This window comes from Acinetobacter sp. ACIN00229, assembly GCF_016106645.1.
GTDB lineage: Bacteria > Pseudomonadota > Gammaproteobacteria > Pseudomonadales > Moraxellaceae > Acinetobacter > Acinetobacter oleivorans.
Genome location: NZ_JADWOM010000017.1, coordinates 95040 through 108223, shown reverse-complemented (window position 1 = coordinate 108223; position 13184 = coordinate 95040). Strand labels below are relative to the sequence as shown.

Annotated in this window: 10 protein-coding genes; 5 read left to right on the top strand and 5 right to left on the bottom strand. The window is 39.3% G+C overall.

Annotated features, from left to right (window positions below):
* Positions 1 to 142: 142 nt before the first annotated feature.
* Positions 143 to 1690: a tyrosinase family protein gene (locus tag I7H67_RS15650; RefSeq protein ID WP_198308271.1), complete on the top strand. Its 1548-nt coding sequence runs from the start codon at positions 143 to 145 to the stop codon at positions 1688 to 1690.
* A gap of 157 nt (positions 1691 to 1847) precedes the next feature.
* Complete coding sequence (locus I7H67_RS15645) at positions 1848 to 3191, top strand: PepSY-associated TM helix domain-containing protein (RefSeq protein ID WP_198308270.1); 1344 nt, start codon at positions 1848 to 1850, stop codon at positions 3189 to 3191.
* Between the two features lie 72 nt (positions 3192 to 3263).
* On the opposite strand, the gene I7H67_RS15640 is transcribed toward I7H67_RS15645, so the two are convergent.
* Positions 3264 to 4316, bottom strand: coding sequence for an NAD(P)-dependent alcohol dehydrogenase (locus tag I7H67_RS15640; RefSeq protein ID WP_198308269.1), 1053 nt, complete (start codon positions 4314 to 4316; stop codon positions 3264 to 3266).
* A gap of 288 nt (positions 4317 to 4604) precedes the next feature.
* Here I7H67_RS15640 and I7H67_RS15635 point away from each other — a divergent pair, with 288 nt between their 5' ends.
* On the top strand, positions 4605 to 5492 hold the full coding sequence (locus I7H67_RS15635; protein ID WP_151828084.1) for an AraC family transcriptional regulator: 888 nt from the start codon (positions 4605 to 4607) through the stop codon (positions 5490 to 5492).
* Between the two features lie 114 nt (positions 5493 to 5606).
* Here I7H67_RS15635 and I7H67_RS15630 read toward each other — a convergent pair whose 3' ends face one another.
* The 4 genes from I7H67_RS15630 to I7H67_RS15615 form a co-directional block, all read right to left on the bottom strand.
* Positions 5607 to 6479, bottom strand: coding sequence for an NAD(P)-dependent oxidoreductase (locus I7H67_RS15630; protein ID WP_198308268.1), 873 nt, complete (start codon positions 6477 to 6479; stop codon positions 5607 to 5609).
* Positions 6479 to 7855 carry an MFS transporter gene (locus tag I7H67_RS15625; RefSeq protein WP_198308267.1) on the bottom strand — a complete coding sequence of 459 codons (1377 nt, stop codon included), beginning with the start codon at positions 7853 to 7855 and terminating at the stop codon, positions 6479 to 6481. The genes I7H67_RS15630 and I7H67_RS15625 overlap by 1 nt, the downstream gene beginning before the upstream one ends.
* A gap of 33 nt (positions 7856 to 7888) precedes the next feature.
* Complete coding sequence (denD, locus tag I7H67_RS15620) at positions 7889 to 8860, bottom strand: D-erythronate dehydrogenase (protein ID WP_198308266.1); 972 nt, start codon at positions 8858 to 8860, stop codon at positions 7889 to 7891.
* Positions 8861 to 9074: 214 nt separating this feature from the next.
* Positions 9075 to 10010 carry a LysR family transcriptional regulator gene (locus tag I7H67_RS15615; protein ID WP_005305546.1) on the bottom strand — a complete coding sequence of 312 codons (936 nt, stop codon included), beginning with the start codon at positions 10008 to 10010 and terminating at the stop codon, positions 9075 to 9077.
* A gap of 111 nt (positions 10011 to 10121) precedes the next feature.
* Between I7H67_RS15615 and I7H67_RS15610 the strand changes: the two genes are divergently transcribed.
* The gene (locus tag I7H67_RS15610; RefSeq protein WP_198308265.1) at positions 10122 to 11297 is read left to right on the top strand and encodes a fumarylacetoacetate hydrolase family protein; all 1176 of its coding nucleotides are present in this window, start codon (positions 10122 to 10124) and stop codon (positions 11295 to 11297) included.
* A gap of 87 nt (positions 11298 to 11384) precedes the next feature.
* The gene (locus I7H67_RS15605) at positions 11385 to 13172 is read left to right on the top strand and encodes an IlvD/Edd family dehydratase (protein ID WP_198308264.1); all 1788 of its coding nucleotides are present in this window, start codon (positions 11385 to 11387) and stop codon (positions 13170 to 13172) included.
* Positions 13173 to 13184 lie beyond the last annotated feature (12 nt).

The window sequence follows — 13184 nt, the reverse complement described above, 5'->3', positions numbered from 1 at the left end:
CATTATTAATATCAAACATAAACCTTTAATAAAAACTTCTTTATATGCTAGATTAGATTAAGAATTACCCAACCTAAGGGTAAATTCATACATTACAAATAATCAAATATAAGAATATTAAACATGACAAGGATTTAAAATCATGAAGAGAAATTATTATATTTTAGGAACTCTATTGTGTGGTATGAGCTTAACGACTCATGCTGACTCACTACGAATGAGTGCCACGGAGTTTGCAAAAGATCCAGCCAAAGTAAGCGCATTACAAAAGGGTCTGGAAAAAATGCGAGCAAATAATAATGCTCCCCCTTTATCACCGGAGTTTCGTACAAGCTTTAATTACTGGGCCAATACACATGGCTATTTTGGTACAGGTAAACATGCAACAGACAAAGATTATTATGTTAATCAATACCGTATGCCACAGTGTTTGGAGGTATATAGTAAAGCAGTATGTGACAGTTATTATAAGCATATTCAAAATTCACCAGTCCCAAATGATGGCTTTACCGATGAAGTTTGGGGTACATGCCAACATGGCAATCTAAATTTCTTACCTTGGCACCGTATGATGCTTTATTTTTATGAGCGAACAGTACGTAAATATGTTGGGCAAGATTACTCTCTTCCTTATTGGGACTATTACCAAGAAAAAGCTGCTAATGGTAAAGGCTTAGCACTCCCTCAATTGGTCCGCGGTAAACAAGCAGGTACCTTATATGATCAGTTTCGTACACCGGGTTTAAATGCAAATATCAGCGCCATAGATCCAGACAATGCCAGCGCTGCTCAAGCCTTTAAATGGGATAACTTCACAGATTTCTCTAACCAATTACAGTCTCAACCCCATGGTGTCATGCACTGTGCAGTCGGTAAAAACTGTGTGCTACCGGATATGGGATTTGTACCTATTGCAGGCTTAGACCCCGTATTTTATATGCACCATGCAAATATCGACCGCTTATGGCAATGTTGGTTAAATAAAAAAGCAAATGGACAACCAATTACGCTTGAATGGGCTAAGAAAAATTTAGGTATGCCTGATAGTTGGTATGACACCCGATATACTTTTGCAGATGAAAACGGCAACAAAGTCACCATGACCATTGCTGATGTATTCACCCCCGGTAAAATTCCAGTGCGATATACCAATGAAAATGCTTGTAAAGTTGAAGCTACGGTCATGAGTAGTAAAGGTGCTGAAAAAGCAAACCTATTTAAAATGAATCATAAACCAGTCAGCAGTAATAAAAGCATTAGGCTTATGGGTGTAACTCAAAAAGTAGCTTTAGCCCCTCAAACTGCAAGTTTCCTAGAGAACTCAAGTCAACTTACTCAAACAAAGCTCTCATCAGGACAAACCTATTTGATCTTAGATAATGTCCAAATGATTGGTAATCCAAATCTAACCTATAAGATTTATCTATCTCCAAAAAATAAACCAGACCAAAAAATTTATGTTGCCACAATTAACTACTTCGGTGTGTTAGATCATGACCACGGCGGACACCCAGGTCATATTGGTCAATTGGTCTACCAAGTCAGTGATCAAGTTAAGCAATTGGGAATGGCTGCTGAAGACTTAGAAGTTCAGTTTGTTGCTACTGATTTGACGCTTGATCAAGTGAAAGAAAAAGTAAGCTCTCAAGGCTTGAGTATTTCTCAAGTTCGCTTAGAAACTTCAAAATAATAATTAAGGGAGAGGCCTGATTTTTTCAGGCCTTTCTTTAGACCAAACAATATGCCTAAGAGCTACTCAAATAATTTAATACTGGTTACAGCTCAATCAGCATCAAGATAAATAAGTCGTTATAATCCGCCCACCACCTGACAAACATTCTTTTCTGATGCTGACCCAATCATCCTTCTGGCGTAGTCTTTACCGTTTAATTCATATTTATGCTGGTATTTTTATTGCGCCATTTATCTTGTTCGCAGCAATCACTGGTTTACTCTATGCCATTACGCCTCAAATAGAGCAAGCGATTTATAAAGATGTTCTATATGTTGAGCCACTGAAGCAACCGCCACATATGCTGAGCCAGCAAATTGAAGCCGCAAAGCAAGTAATGCCTAAGTCTGCACAGGTGATTGAAGTTAGGCCAGCCCCAAGTGCTGACCAAACAACTCGTGTAATTTTCTCAGATCCTATACATGATTTTACGAGTGAAGCCGTTTTTATTGATCCTTTTACACTTAAAGCCAAAGGCCATCTAGCGGTTTATGGTACCAGTGGGGTTCTGCCATTTCGAACGACACTCGACCAGCTACATAGCAATTTATTACTAGGAAAATGGGGTCGCTTTTATAGTGAACTGGCAGCAAGCTGGCTAGCTATTTTGACTTTAACTGGACTATATAATTGGTGGAAACGTCGCCAAAATCTTAAAATCAGACAAACAGCAAAAAATAAATTATTGAAATGGCATAGCACGTTGGGTTTAGCGTTATTCCCTCTCTTATTAATCATCGCCATTACAGGTCTTACATGGTCTGAATGGGCTGGAGATAATATTCGGGTTGCTCGTCAATGGCTTAGCTGGAAAACCCCAACATTGGCAACTTCGCTTCAAGAAGATAATTTACCTACAGTGATGCACCATGAACATCACGAGATGCCACATAGTGAAAACCTTAATTTAAATATTATTTCGACTGAGTACGATAGCGCTCTTTCAATAGCAAGAGCACATGGCATTGATGCAGCACAAATACAAATCAAACCACCAACTAGTGGAAATCAAGCTTGGACGATAGCCGAAATTCAGCGCAAATGGCCAACTCAAGCAGACAGTATCGCAATTGATATGGAACAACATAAAGTCATCGATCAACTTGCTTTTAAAGACTATTCACTGGTGGCAAAGCTCACTCGTTGGGGAGTTGATGCGCATATTGGTGTTTTATTTGGCTGGATAAATCAATTGGTACTGGCACTTTATGCTTTCGTGCTGTGCATTATGATTATTTATGCATATAGAGCTGCGTTTAAAAACTCGAATTTAAAACTCATGACGAGCCACTTTGTTGGGCAAAGCCTATTAGTTTGGAACCGTGCAACTGGCTCACAAAAAATAGGGTTAATATTGGTGGGTCTCGTGTTAGGGCTAAGTTTACCTGTTTTTGGTTTCAGTATTTTATTTACGCTATTTATCTTTGCTCTGCGTAAATACATTCCTTCTAAATCATAACACTCACATTGGTATTAAACTTTTGAGCTGTGCACACTACTCATCGTATGCACAGCCGAAGTGACGACTAAATTAATCTTCAGACAGTGTTTTCAGATCAATCACAAAACGATACTTCACGTCGCTCTTTAGCATACGTTCAAAAGCTTCATTAATGTTTTGCATATCAATCATCTCTACTTCAGACACAATATTATGCTCACCACAAAAATCGAGTAACTCTTGTGTTTCCTTAATTCCACCAATCACTGAACCTGCAATTGATTTTCTTCCTAAAATCATAGGTACTGAATTTGCGCTAATTTCACCTAAATATCCAACTAACACAATTGTTCCATTTAAAGCTAGTGTTGGAATATAAGGCTTCAAGTCATGGTTATAAGGCACCGTATCAATAATTAAATCAAATTGATTTAACACTGATTTCATTTGAGCCTCATCTGTTGATAACACAACATGATGTGCGCCAAGTTGTTTTGCATCATGTTCTTTATTTGCTGAGCGGGTAAATAATGTCACTTCAGCACCTAGCGCATTGGCAAGTTTAATCGCCATGTGTCCTAAACCACCTAAACCGACTACAGCGACTTTACTGCCCTTTCCAACATTCCAGTGACGTAGCGGCGACCAAGTCGTAATACCAGCACACAGTAGTGGTGGCACAGCTCGAGCATCCAGATTTTCAGGTACTTTTAATACAAAATCTTGGCTACATGTAATGCTTTGTGAATATCCACCATAGGTTGGTCGTTGATCATGGCGATCTACGCCGCCATAAGTCTGAATGTTACCCTCCTCACAATATTGCTCTAGCCCTGAATGACAAGCAGAACAAGTACGGCATGAATCGACCATACAACCAATGCCGACTAAATCACCGACCTTATATTTTGTGACTTTAGGACCAATTGAGGTGACACGCCCGACAATTTCATGGCCCGGAACGATAGGATAAGCACTAAATCCCCAATCATTTTTAGCTTGATGTAGATCGGAATGGCAAACACCACAATATTCAATTTGAATGACAACATCATCTTCACGTGGGGTTCTACGTTCAAACTTAAACGGAACTAAAGGAGTTTCTGATGACAGCGCGGCATAACCTAAAACTTCAATTGTCATATTTTTTCTCTCATGTTTAATGTTTAAATAAAGACGATTTCTTTGCTGGACATTCATTGATGGCTATAGATTTTGAAAATCCATAAATAGGTTTTAGAACGTTTTGGTTCACTAAGTTCCAACTCATCGACGTTGTGCCATATTGATCAGTATAAAAATGAAAAGCGTAAGCTGTTGTTCAATTCCTCTCACAGATTTGCCTAATCCTCCGAATTGTTGCACTTCTCACTATTTTTCTTATTTGAAATGCCTACAATAAAAACACAGAGGATAATCGGTGGAATCTGAATGGCGAATAGGTCTCTAAACCATAATCAAGAATTAGCTCAACTTGTCGATCAATGGACCCGAGAAAAAGGTACATTCGAAACACCTATTATGGGACTGACTTTATATCGTGCAGAAACATTGACCCAACCAAGTAGCAGCATGATGGATGCAAGTCTATGTATGATTGCTCAAGGGAAAAAACAGGTGATTCTTAGCGAAGAAACCTATACGTACGACTCTAACCATTTCCTTTTTACTGCAATTGACCTGCCTGTAATTGCTCAAGTTCTTGAAGCTTCAGTTGAACGCCCCTATCTTTCGATAGTGCTACGGCTAGATCCTTATGTACTCGCCCAAATCATGCTTGAAGCCCATATTCCTTTTAAAGATGTAAATACTGAGAAAAAAGGAATGGCTGTTGGAGTAGTCAATTCAGAGCTAAATGATGCTTTTATACGGTTAATAAAACTACTGGATACACCACAAGACATCCCCATCTTGTCACCCCTGATTATTAAGGAAATTTTTTATCGTTTATTGATGAGTCCACAAGGCGATCGACTTAAACGCATTGTGGCGGCCGGAACTACCGGCCATCGAATTGTGAAAGCGATTGAGTGGCTGAAAACAAATTTTGCAAAATCCTTTAGCGTTGAAGAACTGGCAAGCACAATGGGTATGAGTGCTTCTAGTTTTCATCAACATTTTAGGGATATTACTTCAATGAGTCCCTTACAGTATCAAAAGAGAATGAAGTTAACCGAGGCACGCCGCTTATTAATGACCGAAGAATATGATATCTCAACGACCAGTATTCAAGTCGGTTATGAAAGTTTGTCGCAATTTTCCCGAGAATATAAACGTTTTTTTGGGGTTTCTCCGTCAGTAGATATTAAGAATATATAAAAGTGACACGTACGGACTATTAAGGTTATTTCAAAGTATTAGCATCAAGCATAAAAAAAGCGGTACCTGATTATGTCTGTCATCAAATACCGCTAAATTTAAATCAAAGTAACATCACACTGAATTCATTCGCTCAAGTTCACGAATTAAACCAGAATGATCCAACTCACCATCTCCGGCAGCAAGCATATTTTCAAATAATTGGCTGACTTGTTGGGCAACAGGTAAATTTAACTCTAAGGATTTAGCATAACTAACGGCTGTATGAATATCTTTATGCTGGTTTCGAGCAGTGCCACCCGGTTTAAAATCTCGATTTAGCATACGTTCACCATGCTGCTGTAAAATTGGGGAATCGGCAAAGCCTCCTGTGAGTGCCTGTTTTAGTTTAATAGGATCAGCGCCTGCTTTACTGGCCAGTAATAAGCCCTCGCTTACAGTTGCAATGGTAGTTGCTACAATCATTTGATTCACAAGTTTTGCGAGCATTCCACAACCAACACCACCAACTAAAATTGGGCGCCCCATTGCACGTAAAATAGTTTCAGCCTGTGAAAATGTTTTAGCTTCACCGCCTACCATAATAGCAAGACTTGCGTTTTGGGCGCCTTTTTCTCCACCAGAAACAGGAGCATCTAAATATTTAAACCCTCTTTCTCTGCATTTTTCACTTTGTGCTTGTGCAACTTCCACAGGTATTGAACTCATGACAATGACCGTACTTTCAGGTTTTAGCTGTGAAGTCGCGCCGTGTTCTTTAAACAGGATTTCATCACAGGTTTTTCCATCGCTGAGCATACAAATCAAAAAATCTACATCTTTTCCGACTTGTTCAAGGTCAGAGCAAACTTGGGCACCAGCTTCTTTTAAACTATCTGCTTTAGATAAAGTTCTATTCCAAACCTTAATGTGATGGCCTGCTTTTAGTAAATGCATAGCCATCGGTAGTCCCATAATACCTGTACCCACAAACCCGATGGTCGCCATTATTTTATCTCCGCAGCAGTTCGAACTTTAAGTTGCTGCTGTTCTACTTTTAAACTATTCGATTTTAACTTTGCTAATAACAACAAACCCAAACCACCCATTGCTACAAAGCCAGCAATCGCAAGAAATGCGAATGTATAAGTGCCTGTGGTCGTATATAAATATCCAGTTAAATATGGGCCAGTAAAACCACTTAAATTACCCACCGAGTTAATTAATCCAATTCCAGCAGCGGCTCCCACCCCCGTTAGAGTTTGCCCAGGAATAGTCCAGAAAATGTTAATTGCGCTAAATACACCAATCGCGAGCAGAATAAAGCCCACAATAATTGCCCAAGGTTGATTTACAATTAGTGCAATCGCAATTGCAAAAGCCGCCATAAGTGCAGCACAAGCACCGTGTTTATACCGCTCTTGTTTACGGTCAGAACGGCGGCTCCATAAAACCATACCAACAGCTGCAAATGCATATGGAATTGCTGTAAGTAAACCATTTTGAATAAGGCTAATTTGCATACCAAATGTATTACGGAATGACTCTAAAACACTTGGTAAGAAGAAAAACATTGCATTTGAACCAGAGGTGATTCCAAAGTAAACAATTGCCATAATCCACACTAAAGGATTTTTAAACACTTGTTTGATCATTTCTCCTTTTGTTAAAGCAACATCGGCAGATTGCTCTTTTTCTCTTTCTTCGCGCTCTAATGTAGACATTAACCATTGGCGCTGCTCAGCCGTTAACCATTCTGCTTCTTTTGGGTTATTGGTTAAATATTTTAGACAGATTAATCCCAAAATAATGGATGGAATACCTTCTAGGATATACATTAAACGCCAACCTTCATAACCAATGGTATTGCCCCATTGCATAAGACCGACTGAAATTGGTGCTCCAATAATTTGAGCAATTGGTAATCCAAGATAGAACATGGCAAAAACACGAGCGCGATATTTTGCAGGAAACCACAAGGTTAAATAAAAGATCACACCCGGAAAGAAGCCCGCTTCAGCAATTCCAAGTAAAAACCGTAAAACAATAAACTGCGTACCGCTATGAATAAAACCCATGAGTCCAGCAATAATTCCCCAAGTAATCATGATTCGAGCAATCCAAATTCGTGCTCCAAAACGATGAAGCAAGATATTACTTGGCACTTCGGCAATAAAATAACCTAGAAAAAAAACTCCCGCACCTAGACCAAAAATGGTTTGAGTAATTCCAAGTGCATCATTCATGTGTAATGCAGCAAAACCAATATTGGTTCTGTCTAGGAATGCCATAATGAATAGAATAATGAGAAACGGGATAATTCGATTCGAAATACGTTTGATTGTCTGCTCTTCGAGAGCACTTACATTTTTGATATCTTCCATAATAACTCTCACATCAACTGGCGATCACTGCCATTAATTTTGGGTATCTTCTATATGTGCCTGAATCACGCTTTCAAAATTTTTATCTGCTTGGAAACCTAGAGATTCGGCATATTCAGCTTTCACCTGAACAGGCCAACTTTGAACAATACGTTGAATGGTTTTGTCTTCTTGCCATTGCACCAAATCAGTTGCTTGTTTGCCTGCAACTTTTTCAAGCGCCTCAAGCATTTCTTTAACCGTGACTGTTAATCCGGGTAACGGAATAATTCGGTTATCTTGAAGTACATCTGAAGAAATTGATGCAGCTTTAATCATTGATTCAACACAACGTCGTGGTGAAGTAACAAAAACAGGTGTATCTGACTGGACTGGGCAAACAGCCGTTTCACCTTTTAACGGTTCGCGGATGATCGAACTAAAAAATGTTGATGCAGCTTTATTAGGTTTACCTGGACGAACCACAATAGTCGGTAATCTTAAAATACGGCCATCAATAAAGCCTTTTCTTGAGTAATCTGAGACCAGCAATTCTCCTACTGCTTTTTGCATGCCGTAAGAAGACTTTGGTGTAACCACTGTCTCATCTGTCACAACTTCTGGTAATTGGCCACCAAATACAGCACAGCCGCTAGCAAAAATGACTCGAGGAGTAGTTTGTTTCTTTCTTAATTCTTCTAATAAATTTAAGAGTCCATACAAATTAACATCCATACCTAAATCAAAATCGGCCTCTGCTGCTGAGCTCACCACAGCAGCCAAATGCCAAACGACATCAATATTTTCTGTAATATGAGCAACTGTAATTTTATCGGTAATATCACCGACAATCACTTCAACTCTTGGATCTTGCGGTAAATCATCACCAGCAAATGCATCAAACAGAATAATTTTATCGATGGGTTCAGGTTTATTGTCATCTAAAGTCAAACTGCCAGATTTTAAGATCTCTTTAGCAATTTGTTTTCCAATAAAACCTGTTCCACCAGTGATTAGCACATTCATACAGAGGTCCTTTCCTAGTTTTTATTCACTTAAAAACTTTTGTAATTGTCGTGAATTAAACGATAAGGACTCCTTTCAATAATTTCCAATGAATAATTTCTAAATATTGATAACTTTTTAATATCAGTTTTATATTTATAAATTTACTAAACAAAGTAGGTTTTTCTTTTAATTTTAAAGCCTCAAATCTAATCATGGTTTGAGGCTCGGTCGTTTATTTACGTTTCGCATTTTTAAGCAAGATATTAATAAATGCCGATGCAATATCAGAAACTGGTTCATTTTTACGCGTCAAAATACCATAATCCTGTGCATCTAAAATTAGATCTGTTTCTAAAATCTGTAATTGCCCTTCTTTTACCTGATCAATCACCATCGCTTCGGGCAACATCCCCACCATAGGTGCCCCTTTTAATATCTGTAAGAAGGTCTGCATCGACATGGTATTAACCGTATTTAAAGGAATTTTGACTTTTGCTCGGGCAAATGCGCCTTCCATACGTTGTCGAATTGGCGTGCCCTTAGGATAGAGTACCCATGGCCAATTTAATAATTCTTCTAATGTACAAAACTTTTTCTTGGCACATGGATGAGCATTATTAACAACAATGCAAAACGGCTCCGGGCCTAAAGGTTGGAAATCAAAAAACTGGCTTTGCGTCACATCTGTAAAACGGCCAATAGCTAAATCTAAAGTGTGTTCACTTAGCATTTCCATTAAATGGTCGCTGGTCTGTTCAACAACATCAATAGAAAGTAACGGCCATTGTTTTTTAATCTCAATAATTGAATTTGGTATCACCACCGCGGTTGCTGCAAAAATACCACCTACTTTTAAAAACCCGTGACCGCCTAACCGTAAAATTTCAATATCTTCGACAAAATGCTTTGCATCGTTTAATACACGCTGGGCATATCGAATGACATGTTCGCCTAAAGCCGTTACTGGCATATTTCGAGGTAGTCGTTCAAAAACAGGAAAGCCCAGTAAACCTTCTATTTCCTTTAGCATTTTACTCACCGCGGGCTGACTCAGGTTCATCTGCTCGGCTGCCAAATGCATGTTATTGGTTCTCGCCAAAGTTTCCAACAACACCAGGTGTTTGAATTTCAACCAATTATTTAAACTTGCGTAAGTTAAATCCGCCATTTTCAAAAATCCTTTTCGATAACTTTTCGTTATTAATAATTAAATTATTACGATTGGTGTTTATTAAATAAGAAACATATCATGATTTCAAATAAAAGAAGGATGCTTTAAATGAACTTTACGTTAAATTCCCAGAACTCATTACCAGACGACGCTACCCAAGGATGTTTAATTGGTCGCGCGTGGATTCCAAATCAAATTTCCGGTCCATCTCCGATTCTTTTAAAAGGCGATCAGGTTTTTGATATTTCTGAAAAGTTCCACACGATTTCTCAGTTACTTGAAAGTTCGGATCCTTTAAAAGCTTTATCTGAAATTGAAGGAAAATTAGTTGGGTCAATTGATGAGTTATTTGCCAATACTGTCACTGAGCCAGATACAAATAAGGCATATTTTTTAGCCCCTATTGATTTACAAGTGATTAAAGCAGCTGGTGTTACTTTTGCGGCAAGCATGTTAGAGCGCGTAATTGAAGAGCAAGCAGGTGGTGATGCACAAAAAGCTCAATCGATCCGTGCAGTTGTACAAGGCGTAATTGGTGATAATTTAAAAACAATTGAACCCGGTTCTGAAAAGGCACTTCAACTCAAAGAATATTTAATTGAACAAAAAATGTGGTCTCAATATCTCGAGGTGGGCATTGGTACCGACGCTGAAATTTTTACTAAAGCACCTGTCTTAGCAGCTGTAGGAACAGGTCAAAATATTGGTATCCACCCAAAGTCTGAGTGGAATAACCCAGAACCAGAAGTCGTATTAGTTGCAAATAGTCACGGTAAAATTTTAGGCGCGACTTTAGGTAATGATGTTAATTTACGAGACTTTGAAGGTCGTAGTGCTTTGTTATTAAGTAAAGCAAAAGATAACAACGCATCTTGTGCAATCGGCCCGTTTATTCGCCTTTTTGATCATACTTTTACTTTAAATGATATCCGTGCTTGCGATGTTGAACTGCAAATTCAGGGGACAGATAACTTTGTGCTCAATGGCATTAGTTCTATGTCTCAAATTAGTCGTGATCCCGAAGATTTAATTCAACAAACGCTGAATGAAAACCACCAATATCCAGACGGTTTTGTTTTGTTTTTGGGTACTTTATTTGCGCCTACCCAAGACCGTGAACAAGCTGGTGCAGGCTTTACCCATAAAGTCGGTGATGTAGTTCGTATCCATTCACCAAAGCTCGGCACTTTATACAACACGGTCATGACCAGTGATAAAGCGATGCCGTGGAATTTTGGCATAAATGCTTTGATGCACAATTTAAAACAACGCGAATTACTATAAATTTCACGTATTATCGACTGGTTTAACCGTAATATTCAGCACTTGAAAAATTAAATTACTGAGCGAGATCAGTAGAAGGATCTAAAAATGAATGATCAAGATAAACGGATTTTTTTACGTAGCCAAGAATGGTTTGATGATCCTACACATGCTGACATGACCGCACTCTATGTCGAGCGTTACATGAATTATGGCCTGACCCGTGCCGAGCTACAATCAGGCCGCCCTATTATTGGTATCGCACAAACTGGTAGTGATTTAACCCCATGTAACCGTCATCACAAAGAGCTTGCTGAACGTGTGAAAGCAGGCATTCGTGATGCTGGCGGTATCCCGATGGAGTTTCCGGTTCACCCGATTGCTGAACAGTCTCGCCGACCTACCGCTGCACTCGATAGAAATTTAGCTTACTTAGGTTTAGTTGAAATCTTACATGGTTATCCACTTGATGGCGTGGTACTGACAACTGGCTGTGATAAAACGACACCTGCTTGTTTAATGGCAGCCGCAACAACAGATATACCGGCAATCGTGTTATCTGGTGGGCCAATGTTAGATGGTCATTTTAAAGGTGAGTTAATTGGCTCAGGTACGGTACTTTGGCATGCAAGAAATTTACTTGCCACAGGTGAAATCGACTATGAAGGCTTCATGGAAATGACGACTTCCGCCTCACCTTCAGTTGGACATTGCAACACCATGGGTACTGCACTTTCAATGAATGCATTAGCAGAAGCTTTAGGTATGTCTTTACCGACATGTGCAAGCATTCCAGCACCTTATCGCGAACGTGGGCAAATGGCCTATATGACTGGAAAAAGGATATGTGAAATGGTTTTAGAAGATTTACGTCCATCTAAAATCATGAACAAACAATCATTTGAAAATGCCATTGCAGTAGCCTCAGCATTAGGCGCATCAAGTAACTGCCCTCCTCATTTAATTGCAATTGCTCGTCATATGGGTATTGAGCTGAGTTTAGAAGACTGGCAACGCGTTGGAGAAAACATTCCGCTCATTGTGAACTGTATGCCTGCGGGTAAATATTTGGGTGAAGGTTTTCACCGTGCTGGCGGTGTTCCTGCTGTTTTGCATGAATTACAAAAGGCCGGCGCTTTACATGAAGACTGTGCATCAGTCAGCGGTAAAACGATGGGAGAAATTGCTAAAAATGCAAAAACCTCCAATGCAGATGTCATTTTTCCATATGAACAACCATTAAAACATGGTGCAGGTTTTATTGTGCTTAGTGGCAATTTCTTTGATAGCGCCATTATGAAAATGTCTGTTGTGGGTGAAGCATTTAAGAAAACCTATTTATCTGACCCAAATGGTGAAAATAGCTTTGAAGCTCGGGCGATCGTTTTTGAAGGACCAGAGGATTACCACGCACGAATTAATGACCCTGCCTTAGACATTGATGAACATTGTATTTTGGTCATTCGTGGCGCTGGCACTGTTGGTTATCCGGGCAGCGCAGAAGTTGTAAATATGGCTCCTCCCGCAGAATTAATTAAAAAAGGAATTGACTCTCTGCCTTGCCTAGGCGACGGCCGTCAAAGTGGAACATCTGCTAGCCCTTCTATCTTAAATATGTCACCTGAAGCGGCGGTAGGTGGTGGCATTGCTTTATTAAAAACAAATGATCGTTTGCGCATTGATCTCAATAAACGTTCCGTAAATGTCCTCATTTCAGACGAAGAGTTAGACAAACGCCGTCAGGAATGGAAACCCACTGTCTCTACATCTCAAACGCCTTGGCAAGAAATGTATCGCAACATGGTTGGCCAATTATCAACGGGTGGCTGTTTAGAGCCTGCAACTTTATATATGCGTGTGGTCAATCAAAATAACCTTCCACGGCATTCTCATTAATTTCAGGATTTT

What these genes read in the sequence shown, in the direction of transcription:
- I7H67_RS15650 (WP_198308271.1), top strand. Translation starts at nt 143, where the DNA reads ATGAAGAGAAATTATTATATTTTAGGAACTCTATTGTGTGGTATGAGC.
- I7H67_RS15640 (WP_198308269.1), bottom strand. Translation starts at nt 4,316, where the DNA reads ATGACAATTGAAGTTTTAGGTTATGCCGCGCTGTCATCAGAAACTCCT.
- I7H67_RS15615 (WP_005305546.1), bottom strand. Translation starts at nt 10,010, where the DNA reads ATGGCGGATTTAACTTACGCAAGTTTAAATAATTGGTTGAAATTCAAA.
- I7H67_RS15645 (WP_198308270.1), top strand. Translation starts at nt 1,848, where the DNA reads ATGCTGACCCAATCATCCTTCTGGCGTAGTCTTTACCGTTTAATTCAT.
- I7H67_RS15625 (WP_198308267.1), bottom strand. Translation starts at nt 7,855, where the DNA reads ATGGAAGATATCAAAAATGTAAGTGCTCTCGAAGAGCAGACAATCAAA.
- I7H67_RS15630 (WP_198308268.1), bottom strand. Translation starts at nt 6,479, where the DNA reads ATGGCGACCATCGGGTTTGTGGGTACAGGTATTATGGGACTACCGATG.
- I7H67_RS15610 (WP_198308265.1), top strand. Translation starts at nt 10,122, where the DNA reads ATGAACTTTACGTTAAATTCCCAGAACTCATTACCAGACGACGCTACC.
- I7H67_RS15635 (WP_151828084.1), top strand. Translation starts at nt 4,605, where the DNA reads ATGGCGAATAGGTCTCTAAACCATAATCAAGAATTAGCTCAACTTGTC.
- denD (WP_198308266.1), bottom strand. Translation starts at nt 8,860, where the DNA reads ATGAATGTGCTAATCACTGGTGGAACAGGTTTTATTGGAAAACAAATT.
- I7H67_RS15605 (WP_198308264.1), top strand. Translation starts at nt 11,385, where the DNA reads ATGAATGATCAAGATAAACGGATTTTTTTACGTAGCCAAGAATGGTTT.